Consider the following 16,029-nt stretch of genomic DNA (forward strand, 5'->3'; position numbering starts at 1 on the left):
GCCCCCGTGCTCGCATTTCAACTTGGAGACCCATCAACATGAACTTCCTCGACGGCCACCTGTATCCCGAGAACCAGCAGCCGCTGATCATTACGGCCGCTCCCTATGCACCGGGCTGGATTCCCTCAGACTTCCCGGAAGATATCCCGGTCACGATGGAAGACCAGATCCAGAAGGCGGTGGACTGCTACGAAGCCGGCGCCACCGTGCTGCATCTGCATGTGCGGGAAGCCGACGGCAAGGGCAGCAAGCGCCTGTCCATGTTCAACGAGCTGATCGCCGGGGTGCGCGCCCGCGTGCCGGAAATGGTCATCCAGGTGGGGGGTTCCATCAGCTTCGCGCCGGAAGACGATGGCGCGGCTGCCAAGTGGCTGAGCGACGACACGCGGCACATGCTGGCCGAACTCACGCCCAAGCCCGACCAGGTGACGGTCACCGTCAACACGACGCAGATGAACGTGACGGAGCATGCAGGCATCGACGACTTCAAGGGCGTTTCGCGCGGCTTCCCGCACCTCTACAGCACCTACAGGGACATGATCGTTCCCTCGAACCCCAGCTGGGCCGAGGAACACATCCGGCGCCTGTCGGCCGCGGGAATCCAGAGTGCGTTCCAGTGCTACAACATCAACAGCTTCGAGACGATCGAGCGGATGATTCGCCGCGGCGTCTACAAGGGACCGCTGGTGATGAACTGGGTGGCCATCAGCGGCGGCATGGACCAGGCGAACATCTACAACCTGGCCAACTTCCTGCGCGCCGCGCCCGATGGTTCGGTGATCACGGTGGAGAGCTCGGTGCTCAACGTGCTGCCCGTGAACATGATCGGCATGGCCCTGGGCCTGCATGTGCGCTGCGGCATCGAGGACGTGCTCTGGAACCAGACCCGCACCGGCAAGATGAGCTCCGTCGAGCAGATCAGGCAACTGGTGCGCATCGCCGGCGAACTCGGCCGCCCTATCGCGACAGCGCAGCAGGCACGGGACATCTTGAAGCTCGACGTCTTCTACGAGACTGCGGACGAGACGCTTCGGGAAAACGGCTTCGCGCCCAACCGCAACGGGGGCACCCAGGGCTTCCTGCGCAAGCCGATCTGAACCCCTGGGGGAATTGACATGGTTTCAAAGTTCCTGACACGGCGAACTCTCACGATCGCTGCCCTGTCCTGGGCGGCAGCACTTCCGCCTGCGCTGGCACAGCAATGGCCCGACAAGCCCATCCGGCTCATCGTGCCCGCGCCGCCCGGCGGCGTCTCCGACCTGGTGGCTCGATTGCTCGCCGAACAGCTGCGGCCGAACCTGGGCCAGACCGTGCTGGTGGAGAACAAGCCAGGCGGCTCGGCCGTGGTGGCCGAGCGGGCCGTGATGGCGGCCCCCGCCGACGGCCACACCTGGATGGTGGGGCCGTCGAGCATCATGTCCGACATCCCCCTGGTCGTGAAGACGCCGTACGACGTGTTCAAGACCTTCACCTACGTCGCAGAAGCCAGCAGCATGATCCACGTGCTGGTCGCCAACGCGGGCTTTCCGCCCAACACCATCAAGGAAGTGCTCGACTACGCCAAGCACAACCCCCGATCGGTCAGCGTAGCGAACCACGGTGCCGGCACACGCTCCAACCTCATGGGCGAAATGCTGAGGGAAAAGAGCGGCAACGACATGCTGATCGTTCCGTACAAGGGCTCGGCGCCCATCCTGGTCGACCTGCTGGGAAACCAGGTTCAGATGACCTTCGAAGTCGTGAGCAACGTCGTGCCGCACATCAGGAGCGGCAAGCTCAAGGCCTATGCGGTCGCCTCGTCGACGCGCTCCCAGCACCTGCCCGACGTGCCGAGTTTCGGCGAACTGGGGTTGCCCGATTTCGTCCTTCCTCACGCGAGCGTCGGTGTCTTCGTCTTGAGCAGCACGCCCAGGCCGATCGTCGATCGAATCCAGAGCGAGATGGCAAAAGTCGTACGCACACCGAAGTTCCGCGCAGCGCTGGCCGCCCAAGGCCTGGACTTTCCGCAGGATGCCTCGTTGGACCAGCTTCGGCAGACCTTGGATTCGACCACGGCGCACAACCAGGCCATCATCAGGAAGCTCCAGCTCAAGATCGCGCCTGAGTGAGGCTTCCGCATCCGAATGCGAATCGTGACCGCTCAGCCTGTCGAACCGGCAAGCTTGGTGGTCTGGGCCGCGCTCGAGATTTCGGCGGCCGCGGCCTTCATCAGCTTGAGATAGCGCGACGCTGCTTCCTTTGGCGTCATCACCGACGCGATGAAGGTGATGTTGAGACACGCGATGACACGCTCATCGAGCATGAGCGGCACAGCAATCGCCGAAGTCTTCGCGACAAATTCGTTCCGTCGCTCGCCATAACCTTGCCGCCGCGTGAATGCAAGAACACCGTTGATGATGCGCGGCTGCTTGGCTTGGGCATCTTCCGGTGCCGAGGACGCACGCAGGTTGCTCAGAATGAGGTCACGCTCGCCTGCGGGGCAATACGCAAGATACGCCTTGCCCGTCGCGGTGAGAAGCATAGGCAGCCTTGTTCCCACAGTGATGCCATCGATAGTCATCGGGCTCCGGCGTCGCGTGGTCTCGCGCAGGTACATCGCGTTGTCCTGAAACACGGCCAGGTCGGTTGGCCAGACCACCTGCTGCTGGAGTCGCTCAAGGACCGGACTGGCCACCTGCAGCATCCAATCCTCTTCCTTGTAACCCTCGCTGAGAGAGCGAACGAGCGCGGTGAGGTCGTAGCGTTCGGGATTCTCGCGGCGGCGCACGTATCCGTCCGCGACCAGCGACTCGAAGATCCGGTAGATCGCCTGTCGAGAGATGCGCGTAGCGGCAGCGATCTCGGCAACGCTCGAGCCGTTGCGTTGGTTCAAGGTGCGCAGCACCAGCAGTGTTCTTTCGGTTCCCCGCACATGTGCCTCGCATTGCTGTCCGGTAGCCGGACAAAGTCGAAATAAATTCGCTTGATTCTAGGTCGCACTCGTAGCATCCGACTCGCCTGAGCAATTCAAACCAACGAGACGGAGACATCATGAAACTGCTACTGCGCGCCGTCGCTGCGCTTGTCGTCACGGCAGGCAGCCTGACCCTGGCCCTTGCACAGTCATTTCCGACGAAGCCGGTTCGACTCATCGTGCCGTATCCCGCCGGCGGAGCCACCGACTTCTTCGCACGGACCGTCTTTGGCAAAGTGGGCGAGGTCCTCGGCCAGCCCATCGTGATCGAGAACAGGCCAGGTGCCGGAACAACCATCGGCTCCGAGCTGGTGGCAAAAAGCCCACCGGATGGGTACACCCTGCTCATTGGAGACATGGGTACCTACGCCCTGAACGCTTCCCTGTACAAGAACCTGAAGTTCGACCCGCAGAAGAGCTTTGCGCCTGTCAGCCTCACGGGACGCTTCCAGATGCTGCTGGTGGTCAACAAGGCCACCATGCCAGCCAGCACCCTCGCAGAGTTCCTGGCCTACGCGCGCGCCAACCCGGGCAAGGTCAACTACGCCGCGCCAGGCCCGGGCAGTCCATTGCATGTCGCCATGGACCTGTTCAAACAGCGTGCGGGTTTGAACCTCGTGGCGGTCCCGTACAAGGGCGGAGGCGACGCCATCAACGACTTGCTCAGTGGCCAGGTGCAGGCGATGTTCCTGGACATTGCCACCGCACAAGCGCAGTTGAAGGGCGGGCGCATTCGCGCTCTCGGCATCGCAAGCGACCGCCGCAATCCCGCGATGCCCGATATACCCACGATTGCGGAGAGCGGCGTGCCAGGCTACGTGGCCTACGCCTGGCAAGGATTTGTCGCACCCGCCGGCACACCTGCGGACGTCATAGCGAAGCTGAACACTGCCTTCGCCACGGCCATGCAGGACGCCGACATCCGTCGCAAGCTGGCCGAGGCCGCAGTTGATCCGTTGACGGGAACCCCGGAGCAGTTCGCCAGCTACATGGCGGCGGAGACCTCCCGCTGGGCTTCTGTCATCAAAGCCAGCAACATCTCGCTCGACTGAGCAATACCACTGAAAGGCACGAAACATGCGACTCTTGAGCTACGGCGACTTCGGCCGCGAGCGCGCGGGCTTCCTGGACGGGGACCGCGTCTTCGACCTGGAAGCAGCGATGGCGCGCATCGGCTGCATGAGGCCGGTCAGTGACACGCGGCTATTCCTGGAACAGCAGGAATGGCGTGCAACTCTCGAACGCGCCTGGGACGCACGCGCCTCGATACCGTCGGTCGCAATCGACAACGTCCGGCTCGGAGCGCCTGTGCCCGTGCCGCGCAAGCTCCTGATTGCCGGCGCCAACACGTACACGCACATTGCAGAGGCCGGGGCGGTGCTGAAGGACCCCAATCCCCCACGCAAACCGATGATTCTCGCGAAAGCTACGTCAAGCCTCTGCGGGTGCGCCGACGATGTCATCCATCCTCCAGAGACGACGAAACTCGACTACGAGGTCGAACTGGGCGTCGTCATCGGCAGGACCGCACGGCGCATCAAGGAGCCGGACGTCAAGAGCTACGTGGCGGGCTTCAGCGTCATCAATGAGATGTCGGCGCGCGACCAACAACTTGCGGAGCACGAGTCCAACCCCTTCTTCCGGGTGCATTTCATGGGGAAGAGCTTCGACACGTTCAATCCCATGGGGCCGCACCTGGTGACAGTGGACGAGTTCGAATGGAACAAGCCGTTGCGGATGAAGACGTCCGTTGATGGTCAGATCCGCCAGGAAAACGACACGCGCGACCTTGTCTACGGCGTCGAGCAGCTGGTGTCGTACATCACGCAGTTCATGACGCTCTTTCCAGGTGATGTCATTGCCACGGGGTCGCCGGCCGGCGTGGCGTGCTTCATGAATCCCCCCCAGTTTCTGAAGCCGGGCCAGACCGTGCGCTGCGAGATCGAGGGTATCGGCTTCGTCGAGAATCGAATCACGGCAGAACGCTTGAGCTGACGGTCTCGCCATAGGGAATGCCGGCCGCCATCAGGCGCACCGGCAGAAGCCCAGGCCTGCAGCCTTTACTCCGGCTGGTAGTCGATGGATTTCAACAGCGCAGCCTGCTGCTCATAGGCCTGCTTCAGCTCCGCCATCATCTCTTCCGAAGTCTCGGAACTGCCCTGCTCCATGCCCATTTCCTTGATTCGGCTCTTCACCGTGTCCCGCTTGAAATAGGCCAGCGTCAACTCGCGGACCTTCTGCTGGACCGCCGCAGGAACATCGGGGCGAGACCACACGGCGAACCAGCCTGCTTGTGCCAGCTGCGGGTAGCCCAGCTCCTTGAAAGTGGGCACCTCGGGCAACGCGGCGATCCGCGTCGGATAGTTCACCGCGATCGCCTTGATCTTTCCGGCCTTGATCAGCGGCAGCGAGGTGGTCACCCCATCGAACATCAACGGCACGTGGCCGCCCATGACATCGGTCAGCGCCGGGGGAGACCCCTTGTAGCCCACATGATTCATCTGCATGTGCGTGAGCTTCCCGAGCAGCATGCCCGAGGTGTGGCCCTTCATTCCCGTCGCGTAGGAGGCGAAGCTGACGCCGTCCTTTCGAGACTTGCCGTACTCCACGACCTGCTGCAGGTTGGAGATGGGAAGGTTCTTGTTGGCGACCAGAATCAGCCCGGTGCGGCTGAGCTGGGCCAGCGGCTTCAGGTCCGCAAAAGGCTTGTAGTGAACCTTGTAGGCCAGCGGCGTTTCGCTCACGGCACCGCCCTGGATGACCAGGAGGGTGTGGCCGTCCTTGCCGTTGGCCATCAGATCGCTGATCGCCAGCGCGCCGGCGGCACCGGGCTTGGATTCGACGATGACGGGCTTGCCCAGGTCCTGCATGCCCTCCATCAGCAGCCGCGCCAACGCGTCGGCACTGCCGCCGGCAGGCCCGGCCACCACCAGGCGAATCGGCTTGGTGGGCCAGGCCTGCTGGGCCTGGACCTCTGCCGTCCACCCCAGCACACCCATGCCGACCGCCAGGGCGAGTCCACGCCACCACAAGTAGTCCTGCTTCTTCACGTTCATCTCTGTCTCCTCGATTGCTGCGCTTGCGCGCTTAGAAAGGCTTGTCGCCGATGATGGCCGTGCGCTCCATTTTTCGGGGCGCCGGCCAGTAGTCCTGGACCGCGTAGTGCTGCGTGCAGCGGTTGTCCCACATGGCCACGCTGTTGGGCTTCCAGCGGAACCGGACCTGGTACTCGGGAATGGCCGCCTGGCTGGTCAGGTAGTTGAGCAGCAGGCTGGCGCCCGGTGTCTTGTCCTGGCCGTAGCGCACGTTGTCCGGCGTGTGGTAGTTGGCGAAGTGGGTTGCGAACCCACAGGCGTACAGGATCTTTTCTCCGGTCTCCGGATGGGTGCGCACCACGGGGTGCTCCACCATCGGATGCTCCATCCCGAGTGCCCGGCGCTTTTCGTCCGGCATGGCGGCACCGAACGAGTGCTCGATGCTGCACTTCACCTTCAGGCCATCGATCTTCTTCTTGATGTCGTCCGGCAGGTGGCTGTAAGCCTCCACCATGTTGACCCAGATGGTGTCGCCCCCTACCGGCGGGCATTCGATGCAGCGCAGCACGCACCCCATGGGCGGTGCCTCGCGCCACTGGCCATCGGTGTGAAAGCTGTTCTCGTAGTTCTCGCGCTTGTCGCTGCGGTAGATCTGAACCAGCCCCGGATAGTCCGGATCGCTGCCGGCCACGGGATGGTCCTCCAGCTCCCCGAAGTGGCGGGCAAAGGCCACGTGCTCGGCCCGCGTGATTTCCTGGTCGCGGAAGAACAGCACCTTGTGCCGCAGCAGCAAGGCATGGATCTCGTTGGCCAGGCCCGCGTCGCGCGACGCATCGCCCAGGTGCACGCCCGACACTTCCGCACCGATGGTGCACGTCAATGGCTCGACTTTCATTGCCTGTTCCTTGGATGGTGAAGACCGATGTCCCCGCGGCTCTCGAGATTCAATGCATCATGCGGCGCGTGTCGGCTGGAGGAATTCTCGGACGACACGGTGCAAGCGGCTTGACCGATCACGACACCCACTTACCCAGTCACGCCTGGTACTAACGCCATTGACCACCCTGCGCAGCGTGGCTATACGTCAGGGCCTGGACTCGCCACCATGACGCCCCGCATCCGAAGCATCAGCCTGAACAAGTACTCCAAGGTCGCGCAAGAACTCGGCATCGATCCGCTGCGCATGCTCCGGCAGGCAGGCCTGGACCACGGCTGCCTGAACTCGCCCGACCTGCTGGTGCCCGAGACCGCCTTCGCCCAGCTGCTGGAGGCCTCTTCGGCGCAAGCCGGCAACGCATCGCTCGGCTTGCTCATGGGTTCGTGCTGGCGGCTGTCGGACTTCGGGCAGATCAGCCTGCTTCTGCAGCACCAGGCGAGCCTCGCCACGCTTCTGCAGACGCTCAAGGACTATCACCACCTGCTCAGCACCACCATCACCACGCAGACGGTGACGCAAGGGGGAATCTCCGTCATCCAGCTCCACCTGGACACCGAGCGGGAGACGCCTGGGCGCCACCCCATGGAGCTGGGCATCACGGCCTTGCTGAGCCTTTGCCGCCATCAGCTGGGGAAGGGCTGGAAGCCCGTCGGCGTGCATTTCTCGCACGCGCCGCCCGCGAGCACGGCCCATCACCGCCGCGTGCTCGGCAACGACATCGTGTTTGCCTCGGACTTCGACGGCATCGTGCTGACAACGCAAGACCTGCAGGCGCTCGACCCGGAGCACGACAGCAACATGGAGGGGCACGCGCGGCATTTGATCGACATGCACGCGCCCGACAGATCGCCCAAGTCCATCGAGCAGCAGGCGCGAAGCGCCATCCAGTCACTGTTGCCGCACGGGCGCCACAGCATCGCCCAGGTGGCCAGCGCGCTGGGCTGCACATCGCGCTCGCTCCAGCGCCAGCTGGAGAACAGCAGCACCAGCTTTCAGGAGACCCTGGACGACGTGCGCAGGCAGGTCGCCGTCCGCGCACTGAAGAACCCGCAGCTCTCGGTCAGCGAGGCCGCCGCGCTTGCCGGCTTTGCGGAAAACAGCTCCTTCACCCGGTGGTTCAGCAAGCATTTCGAACAAAGCCCGAGCGGTTGGCGCCAGCAGCACCTTTCCGTGGCCGCTAGAGGCTAGAGAATTGCTTCGATGAGCGTCGGCCCCGGCGTGCCGTAGGAGCGCACGAGCGCCTGGGCCAGCGATTCGAGGTCGCCGGCCCTGGTGGCGTTCACACCCATGCCCCTGGCCAGGCTCGACCAGTCCAGTGCGGGCCGCTCGAGCGACAGCATGTCGCGCGCCCGAACGCCCGGCGTTCCAGCGCCGACCGCCGCAAGCTCGCCCCGCAGGATGCCGTAGGCGCGGTTCACGAAGATCACGACCGTGACCTTCAGGTTTTCGCGCGCCATGGTCCAGAGCGATTGCAGCGTGTACATCCCGCTGCCGTCGCCTTCGAGCGCAAGCACCCGGCGCTCCGGAGCGGCCATCGCCGCCCCCACCGCGGCGGACAGGGCAAAGCCGATCGCGCCGCCGCAGCTGGTCAACCAATCATGCGGGGCGGCCTGCGCGGTCAGCGCATCGAAGCCCCGCCCGGTGGTCATCGCCTCCTCGACGACGATCGCCTGCGCAGGCAGCGTTGCCGCCAGCGTCCGGCCGATCCCTTCGGGGCTCAACGCGCCGGCGAGGGGCGCCTGCGTGTCTTGCTCGGCCACGTTGGCCGGCGCAAGACGACTTGCCCCCAGCGCGTCGCACAGGGCCGAGAGCGCGTCCTCCGGGATGTCTTCGGGCGTCGAGAGCGTCAGGAATTCACACGCCGGCGCCGACAGCCGCCCTGGCTTGTTCGGATATGCGAAGAACGCGACCGGCGCCTTGGCGCCGACGAGGACGATTCGCTTGAACTTCGCCAGCGCCGCCAGGCCGGCATCGACGGCGTAAGGCAGGCGCGGCACGACGACGCGTCCGGCGCCACGCTCCAGCCGCGCGGCATAGAACTCCGCACGCAGCGCGCAGCCCGTGGCCGCGGCGATCCGGCCTGCGAGGTTCGTGCATGACGTGCGCAGCGCGCGATCGCCGAGAAGCAGCAGGGTGGACCGAGGATCGTCACGCAGTGCCTTGACGATCCGGTCCAGATCATGCGGGTCCTGCGGGGCCGGCTGGGGCGGTGCCTCCCTGGCCGTCCGCTGGCCACTGGTGACTTCGGACCACCCCACATTCGCCGGAAGAATGAGCGTGGCGATCCGCCCGGGGCGCGCATTCGCCTGGCGCACCGCCTCGGCGCCATCGGACGCGATGTCATCGACGGTCGGGCTCGTGCGGACCCACTGGGACATCGAGTCCGCAATGGCGTGGATGTCGGACGTGAGCGGCGCGTCCAGCTTCAGGTGGTCGACGGCATGGTCGCCGACGATATTGACGATGCCGGATCGCGCCTTCTTCGCGTTGTGGAGATTGGCAAGTCCGTTGCCCAGCCCGGGACCCAGATGGAGCAATGTGGCCGCCGGGCGATCCGCGATCCGGTAGTAGCCATCGGCTGCCCCGGTGACCACGGTCTCGTGCAGGCCCAGTACGCAGCGCATGCCCTCGATCTTGTCGAGCGCGGCGACGAAGTGCATCTCCGAGGTGCCGGGGTTCGTAAAGCACACATCGACCTTGTTGTCGATGAGCGTGTGTACAAGCTGCTCGGCACCGTTCACTGGAAATCCTTTTGAAGTTCAGGCGGCCTTGCGCAGGAAGCCCTGGTTGCCGCCGTTGCGGTTGGGGGCGAAGCCGTTGGCCTGCAGGCTTTCATCCACGGTATCGTAGAACACGCCGATCTTGCTGATTTCGCGCGCCTGCCGGGCCGTGGCGATCTCGCGGCCGAACTCGCGCGAGATGCGCACCAGCTGCTCGATCTGCGACACCGTGCTCGCCTTGGCCGTGCGCGACTGGTTCCACAGGACGTCTTCGGTGCCGCAGCGCACATGCAGGCCCATCGCAATGCCCATCATGTTGATCGGCAGCACGTTGCGAACCGAGCTTTCGACCGTCAGCACCGCACCGTCGGGCACGGCACGCACGATATTGGCCAGGTTGTAGATGTTGGGCGCATCCATGCCGCCACTGATGGCGACCCAGTTCATGACCAGCGGACCCTTGTAGACGCCACGGCGCATCAGGCGCTCCACCGACTCGAAGCTGTTGATGTTGTAGCACTGGAAGGCGCTCTGGATGCCCGCCGCGGTCAGCCGGCGGATGTGCTCCTCGACCCAGCCGGGCTGGGAGGGCACCGTCATTTCCTTGTAGGCATTGAAGATGGCGGGGATCTCCCGGGAGGTGCCCTGGAAGTCGGCCAGCTCCGCATGCTCGGTCACGTTCATCTGCGAGGTGTTCACCGTCACCGTGACCTGGTCGGGCTTGGGGTCGAGCTCGGCCAGCATGTGGCGCGTGTCGTCGCTCAGCCACTTCGCGGCGGCGCCCTCCGATTCCGGCGCAAAGCTGATCGAGCCGCCCACCTGGATCACCATCTCGGGCACGGCCTTGCGCACGCCGGCGATCAGTTCGTTGAACTTGGACAGGCGCTTGGAGCCCTTGCCGTCGAGCTCGCGCACGTGCAGGTGCAGCACTGTCGCGCCGGCGTTGTAGCAGTCCACCGCCTTCTGGATCTGCGCTTCCATCGTGACGGGAATGTCTTCCGGGAAGTCGGAGGGCAGCCAGCCCGGCGCATAGGGAGCAGCCGTGATGATGAGCGGCTGCTGGTTCTCGGGGAACAGGTGTCCGTCGAGGAAATTCATTGCTCAGTCTCCGGTGAGTAGTGGACCACCAAGGACATCCCGCGTGGGCGGCGTGAGGATTCCGAGGGCGCATTCACTGTAGGACGGGCAGGCAGAAGGCCGCTTGCCGGATCGCGCCGCCCGTTTGGCATTTCGCGCCAACCCACCGGCCGTGAAGCGACATCACCCACCCAGGGGTCGCATCGTCCGCGGGCGCTGTTCGAGCCGGCGCACGGCGGCGGCCCGCGTTGCAGCCTCGACGTCGTGAGGCACCACCAGAACGTCGATGGAGGCATGGCGCAGGACGCGCTGCGCCACGCTTCCGAACAAGAAGTCCGACAGCGCGGAGGCCGGATGCTTGCCCACCACAATGAGATCGGCGCCACTGTGCTGCTGCTGCACGATGGCCTGGCGCGCGGGGTCGCCATGCCCGATGGCCGAGTACACGCGGTTGCGGCGCGCGTCGGTCGAATCCGTCAGCCGGAACATCCTGCCCTGGGCATAGCGCCTGCATTCCTGCCGGTACGCCTTGATGGCCTGGTCCGAGACCTCCGCATACCGGAGCTTGCCCTCGTTGGCCGTGCTGATGGCGTGGAACAGTTCCACCTGCGCAGACTTGCCGAGCGCGAAGGCCGCCCCGATCAAACGGCGCGATGCCTCCGAGAAGTCCACCGCGACGAGCAAGCGCCGATAGGCCGCCTGTGCCGGTCCGGCTGCCTGGCTCACCACCAGGACGGCCCGGCGCGCCGCCCGCAGGAGCCGCTCCACGGGCTGGCCGCGCAGGAAGGACCGCAGCGAACGTTCGCGGCTCGCGCCCGCGACGACCAGGTCGGCACACCGCGCCGCATTCGCAACATCGTCGTCGGTGTTGAAGGTCCGGCTCACGGTGCGCACGTCGATCCCGTGGCGCTGGCGCAGTTGCAGTGCGTGGTGGGACAGCCGGCATGCGGCATCGGGGCAAGGAAGTTCGCCGGCCGGGGCCACATACATGAGCTTCAGCGTCGCGCCATGCTCGGCGGCCAGTTGCGCCGCGCGGGAGAGGACGGCATCCGTGCCGACTGAGAAATCGGTGATGGCGAGAATCGAGTCAAGGTCGGTGAGCGTGCGCTCGCCGTGAATCGTTGCATGCATTGACGCACTCCATTCGTGCGGCGCCTGTGCATGAAGGCGACCGCGGACGCGCGGGACTTGTGCCCGGCGGTGAATGGTTGCGCTGAAGAGGGAAGGAGCGGACCGCCGGGCTCAGTGATCTGCGGGCGTCTGCTTGCGACGCACCGCTGCGAGCCTGCGCGCCCGAACGGTTGCGGCGGCAACGAGCAGTGCCGCCGCTGCGGCGTGGGCCAGGATGAGGGTGGTGGTCAGCATGCGGCCAGTCTAGAGTGCGGGTCTGGATCGGGCAAGCAATGACCTCAGGGTTCTTGCCAGATAGCGGCTCAGGCACTTGCGTGATCTCGAACTGAACCGGTCTTTGGGTGGTCTTCCGCTGCATGACCATCGCACGATTCGAAACCCGATCCCCGTGGCAAACGTCCCGAACGCGCAAAGCGACAAGGTCACAGTCGCGCAGCTTGCTGTCGAACCCAAGATTGAACAATGCAAGGTCCCGAATGCGCTTCGCCATCTGCAAGTGCGTACGTATGGACCAAACTTCCTTCGCTTTGAGCGGCGCCTTCTGGCCAATCAGCTTTCCCTTGTTCGATGGCCCACTGGTACTGACGTGCGTTTCCATGATGCACTCCTTCTCGAAAGGACGACATTGGCCATCCCTCCAATGAGGCCGCAGCCACCCGCGGCTGCCCACTGGAGCCATGAACTATTTGGATGCTATGGAGCAGAGAGGCCTAGTGCTTGCAAAGGGCCGCGCCGCCTGATCGACCCGATCAGCGGATTGACTGCCTTCGACCAACAGCAGTCCTTCGACCCTGTCCGCAGCGAGCCTACTGCCCCACGACCGACCAGCCTGCCTGTTGGTTCGACTTATCGTTTTCGTACTCCCACCGCGTGCCGCAGGCGTCGCAGCGGTAGCTGGTGACGGTGACTGTGTGCCCCCCCTGTCACCATCGCTGCGCTCCACCTTGCGACTGGACATCTGAACAAGTTCGGCGTGCCCGGGCGCGCGGCGCCAGTTGCGCTGGATTCCGGCGCACGACGCGCAGAGCACCATCTTTTTTAGTTCGTCTCTTCGATTGAACTCATTCGGCATGCGGCTTGTGCTCTCTCTATCGGTCGACCATTCAAACGACCCATGTTAGCAACACATCAGTTCCGCTGCCCGGCCAAATCGCACGAGCCCCCGAAGGCAGAATGCGGCCAAGACCAGCCGGTTATGGCCGACTCCTCGCTGGCACCGCGGCCGATGCCGAGGCGCAGGCGCGTAGGGTAGCGCGATCGAACGCCGTCGTGTGAGCTGCGCGATTGCCGCGCGGGCTCTGGCCAGGCCGGCCTTTCTAGGCCGTGACAATGCACCAAGGCCCATGCCGCGGTGCAGCGAATTGCGCTGGCTCGCTGCGGCACACTCCATGCGATGCCTGCCGCCAAATCCGCCATCCAACCCGACTCCTCCCCGACCTTGTTCAAGAGTGCCAAGGCTTTCGAGACCTGGCTGAAGAAGAATCACGCCACCTCCGACGGCCTCTGGCTCAAGATCGCCAAGCGGGGCGCCAATGAACCCAGCGTCACCTACCCCGAGGCGGTGGAGATCGCGCTCTGTTGGGGCTGGATCGACGGCCAGAAGAAAGGCTTCGACGACCAGCACTTTCTCCAGCGCTTCACGCCGCGGCGCGCGCGCAGCATTTGGTCGAAGATCAACGTCGACAAGGTCGCGGCGCTCATCGAGGCGGGCCGCATGCAGGCGCCGGGCTACGCGCAGATCGAGGCCGCCAAGGCCGACGGACGCTGGGCGCAGGCCTACGACGGAGCGCGCACGTCGGCGGTGCCGGAGGACCTGTTGGCGGCGCTTGAAGCCGAGCCGAGGGCCAAGGCCTTCTTTGCAACGATCAACGCGGCCAATCGCTACGCGGTGCTGTGGCGAATACAGACGGCCGTGAAGGCCGAGACGCGCGCCAGACGCATCGCCCAATTGGTGGAGAAGCTCGCGCGCGGCGAGACCATCCACATCTTCAAGCCCAGTGCCAAGGCATGACCGCGAGGCTCACGCGTGGTCTCCTGGGCCACAGCTCTTGAAGCGCGGCCACGGGGCTTCACCGGATGCCACCGACGGTCTCGGGACTTCCTTCGGAACCAACTTTCAGGTCGAGACAGATGTCGAACATTGGGCTCGAGAGCCTCACTGCTCGCCAGCGGCCAGGACCGGTCTTTCGACTAACGAGTCCAATCCTGATTGCACTAGCGCACAGCCCCTTCCTGCAGAGCGATGATCCGCGGCGACGAAAGGACACTCACGATGACCATCACCATCACCGCTTTTGAACGGTCGCCCGGCGGCGGCAAGGGTCTGGCGCGCGACACGCGCGTCCGCTAGGCGCTGGAGCAAGTCGGCCTGCCCTACGAGGTGCGTCTGGTGTCCTTCCGCCTTGGCCGCCTAAGTCGCTCGCGGAGAAGCGCGGGCGGCCTAACAGCGGGCGTTCGCGGCGCAACTGGCGATCAACGCCACCCCCTTACCGGCGGGCTGACGGGACGTCGTGCCGGCGCGGACGAAGCCATGCACAGCCGTCGCCCTGGCCGCCGCGGGCGAGCCGTTCAAGGGTTCGCAGGACGCTCACGGACGACGAGAAGACGTGCTAGCCGAGCCGAAGCTTGTCGAACCACCTCTTCGGGTGCGTGTTTCAAGCGAGCTGAACCGAGCATAGATTGCGCTGGACCAGTCGAGGCGGCAGGACCGGACCTTCGCTTCGAGCCCTTGACAGCGGCGTTTCCTCCGACGCTTTGAGTCCATACGAAAGATGCACTGGCGCGTAGCGGCGCTCGACGAACTTCGGCAGGCCTTCGGAGCGGATTGACGTTTAGGGCGGAGCGGTCGAGCAGCGCGGCAGGTCCGAGGCTGCCAGCATGCGTTGCCATAGGCCCAGCCACGGATCCCAGTCATGACCGCCTGGAGCGGTGAACACCCGGGCCGGCGGCAACGCCTCAGCCAGCGCGCGTTGTTCGGGGGCGAAGCGATCCGAGAGACCGTAGCCCAGGTAGACCGGCGGCCGCGGTGGCGCCTCGCCGACGCGCACAAGCTGCTGCACGCTGCGCCAGGCTTGCGGACCGATCTCGCTGTCGGGCAGCGGCCCCTGCGGTGCCTGCCAATGCAGCAGGCCGCCGTCCCGAATGACCGCCGGCATGGCCTCAAGTTCGCCAAGGTAGGGCGCGAGCGCCAGCACGCCTGCGATCTCGCCCGGATGCGCATCGGCATACAACAGCGCGCCCAAACCGCCCAGTGAAATGCCGGCCATCCAGATCGACGAAAAGACCGCCTCCTGCGCGGGAGCGACGACATCGATGCGCAGCCGCTCGAGAATGCCGCTGCCCTTGTAATAGCCCACATGCGCGTCTACCAATAGCACGTCGACGGCGAGGCCGGTCGCTTGGACAGCGGCCACGAACCCTTGCTGGTTCAGCTCGCGAATCGTCATGCCGCGGCCAGGAAGAATGACCAGCAGCGTACGGACTTGCGCGGCGCACGGGCTCTTGAACAGCCGTGTCGGCATCGGGACGACAGCGTCGCGCGGGATGTAGCCGCAGCCTGGCAGGCCGGATGCGCCGAGGGCGGCGGCGATCGCGCCCCAGGCGCCGAAGCACCTGCGTGTCGGACGAAATGTGGGCACCACGCCAACGGTAGCAGAAAGATGGCTTTGAGTACCGTCGCCGCGAAGATCGGATCGTTCGCGGCGATGTTTATGACAACATGCGGCTCCGAGGATCGTAGTAATGGCAGCGCGGGTGGGGCGGTCTGGGCAGAATTCGGCCAGTACCGGGCATCCGCCGCGATGTTCCGTTACGTCATTGAGCCTTAACAAATGGAGTAGCGCATGCAGCGTGTAAAACCACAGGGGACCCCTTGAGCTTCCTGTCGGTTGTCATCGTGACTGCCCCAGAGTTCGTCCGTTTTGACTTTCTGGCTGAAGCTGACCAGATGACCCTACCCCGGCTTTTGCCGAACTCCAGCACGGCCTCGAACCACTGGAGGCCGAAGGGACAACCGATGCAGTCGCGCTTCGCGCCTTGCTGGCTTCGGCGAAGGCGGCCTACGACCAGGGCGACAACGTCAGCGGCGCACACCTGTTGCAAGAGTTCGAAGAACTCGCCTTCCCGGGGCAACCTCGGTTAGGCACCAACGGCTGCTTCGGAGAAATCTGTACACCG

At 64.8% G+C, this 16,029-nt stretch carries 14 protein-coding genes and 3 pseudogenes; 7 read left to right on the forward strand and 10 right to left on the reverse strand.

Going from position 1 to position 16,029, the window contains the following annotated elements; all coding sequences use genetic code 11:
* The first annotated feature begins 38 nt into the window (after positions 1–38).
* Complete coding sequence (locus E5P3_RS25715) at positions 39–1,097, forward strand: 3-keto-5-aminohexanoate cleavage protein (protein ID WP_162588549.1); 1,059 nt, start codon at positions 39–41, stop codon at positions 1,095–1,097.
* 18 nt (positions 1,098–1,115) lie between these two features.
* Entirely contained in the window at positions 1,116–2,108 is a 993-nt protein-coding gene (locus E5P3_RS25720; RefSeq protein ID WP_162588550.1) for a Bug family tripartite tricarboxylate transporter substrate binding protein, read from the forward strand.
* Between the two features lie 32 nt (positions 2,109–2,140).
* Here the strand turns inward: E5P3_RS25720 and E5P3_RS25725 are convergent, their stop codons facing one another.
* Complete coding sequence (locus E5P3_RS25725) at positions 2,141–2,911, reverse strand: IclR family transcriptional regulator domain-containing protein (RefSeq protein ID WP_269473994.1); 771 nt, start codon at positions 2,909–2,911, stop codon at positions 2,141–2,143.
* 119 nt (positions 2,912–3,030) lie between these two features.
* On the opposite strand from E5P3_RS25725, the gene E5P3_RS25730 reads away from it, so the two are divergent.
* Complete coding sequence (locus E5P3_RS25730; protein ID WP_162588552.1) at positions 3,031–4,005, forward strand: Bug family tripartite tricarboxylate transporter substrate binding protein; 975 nt, start codon at positions 3,031–3,033, stop codon at positions 4,003–4,005.
* A 34-nt stretch (positions 4,006–4,039) separates the two neighbouring features.
* On the forward strand, positions 4,040–4,948 hold the full coding sequence (locus E5P3_RS25735) for a fumarylacetoacetate hydrolase family protein (protein WP_162588553.1): 909 nt from the start codon (positions 4,040–4,042) through the stop codon (positions 4,946–4,948).
* Between the two features lie 65 nt (positions 4,949–5,013).
* Here E5P3_RS25735 and E5P3_RS25740 read toward each other — a convergent pair whose 3' ends face one another.
* Together E5P3_RS25740 and E5P3_RS25745 are read right to left on the reverse strand one after the other, a co-directional pair.
* Positions 5,014–6,009, reverse strand: coding sequence for a Bug family tripartite tricarboxylate transporter substrate binding protein (locus E5P3_RS25740; protein WP_162588554.1), 996 nt, complete (start codon positions 6,007–6,009; stop codon positions 5,014–5,016).
* A 31-nt stretch (positions 6,010–6,040) separates the two neighbouring features.
* Positions 6,041–6,883 (reverse strand): TauD/TfdA dioxygenase family protein, encoded by an 843-nt coding sequence (locus E5P3_RS25745; RefSeq protein ID WP_162588555.1) that lies wholly within the window; start codon positions 6,881–6,883, stop codon positions 6,041–6,043.
* A 210-nt stretch (positions 6,884–7,093) separates the two neighbouring features.
* Between E5P3_RS25745 and E5P3_RS25750 the strand changes: the two genes are divergently transcribed.
* The gene (locus tag E5P3_RS25750; RefSeq protein ID WP_162588556.1) at positions 7,094–8,113 is read left to right on the forward strand and encodes an AraC family transcriptional regulator; all 1,020 of its coding nucleotides are present in this window, start codon (positions 7,094–7,096) and stop codon (positions 8,111–8,113) included.
* Here the strand turns inward: E5P3_RS25750 and E5P3_RS25755 are convergent.
* The 6 genes and pseudogenes from E5P3_RS25755 to E5P3_RS35905 all read right to left on the reverse strand — a co-directional run bounded on the left by E5P3_RS25755 (position 8,110) and on the right by E5P3_RS35905 (position 12,925).
* On the reverse strand, positions 8,110–9,666 hold the full coding sequence (locus tag E5P3_RS25755; protein ID WP_162588557.1) for an acetolactate synthase large subunit: 1,557 nt from the start codon (positions 9,664–9,666) through the stop codon (positions 8,110–8,112). The two genes, E5P3_RS25750 and E5P3_RS25755, sit on opposite strands and share 4 nt — an antisense overlap.
* An 18-nt stretch (positions 9,667–9,684) precedes the next feature.
* Positions 9,685–10,743 (reverse strand): 3-keto-5-aminohexanoate cleavage protein, encoded by a 1,059-nt coding sequence (locus tag E5P3_RS25760; protein WP_162588558.1) that lies wholly within the window; start codon positions 10,741–10,743, stop codon positions 9,685–9,687.
* A gap of 162 nt (positions 10,744–10,905) precedes the next feature.
* Complete coding sequence (locus tag E5P3_RS25765; RefSeq protein ID WP_162588559.1) at positions 10,906–11,853, reverse strand: universal stress protein; 948 nt, start codon at positions 11,851–11,853, stop codon at positions 10,906–10,908.
* Between the two features lie 111 nt (positions 11,854–11,964).
* A complete protein-coding gene (locus tag E5P3_RS36200; RefSeq protein ID WP_269474012.1) occupies positions 11,965–12,087 on the reverse strand; it encodes a hypothetical protein in 123 nt (40 codons plus the stop codon).
* Positions 12,088–12,166: 79 nt separating this feature from the next.
* Positions 12,167–12,451 (reverse strand): annotated as a pseudogene (locus E5P3_RS35900) (integrase); the annotation flags it as partial.
* A gap of 208 nt (positions 12,452–12,659) precedes the next feature.
* A pseudogene (locus E5P3_RS35905) lies at positions 12,660–12,925 on the reverse strand (hypothetical protein).
* 321 nt (positions 12,926–13,246) lie between these two features.
* Here E5P3_RS35905 and E5P3_RS25770 point away from each other — a divergent pair.
* Together E5P3_RS25770 and E5P3_RS25775 are read left to right on the forward strand one after the other, a co-directional pair.
* Positions 13,247–13,864, forward strand: a complete 618-nt coding sequence (locus E5P3_RS25770) for a YdeI/OmpD-associated family protein (protein WP_162588560.1) — start codon at positions 13,247–13,249, stop codon at positions 13,862–13,864.
* Positions 13,865–14,125: 261 nt separating this feature from the next.
* A pseudogene (locus tag E5P3_RS25775) lies at positions 14,126–14,200 on the forward strand (glutathione S-transferase family protein); the annotation flags it as partial.
* Positions 14,201–14,684: 484 nt separating this feature from the next.
* On the opposite strand, the gene E5P3_RS25780 reads toward E5P3_RS25775, so the two are convergent.
* Positions 14,685–15,374, reverse strand: a complete 690-nt coding sequence (locus tag E5P3_RS25780; protein WP_162588561.1) for an alpha/beta hydrolase-fold protein — start codon at positions 15,372–15,374, stop codon at positions 14,685–14,687.
* Between the last annotated feature and the right edge of the window lie 655 nt (positions 15,375–16,029).

Source organism: Variovorax sp. RA8 (genome assembly GCF_901827175.1).
In the GTDB taxonomy this organism is placed as follows: domain Bacteria; phylum Pseudomonadota; class Gammaproteobacteria; order Burkholderiales; family Burkholderiaceae_C; genus Variovorax.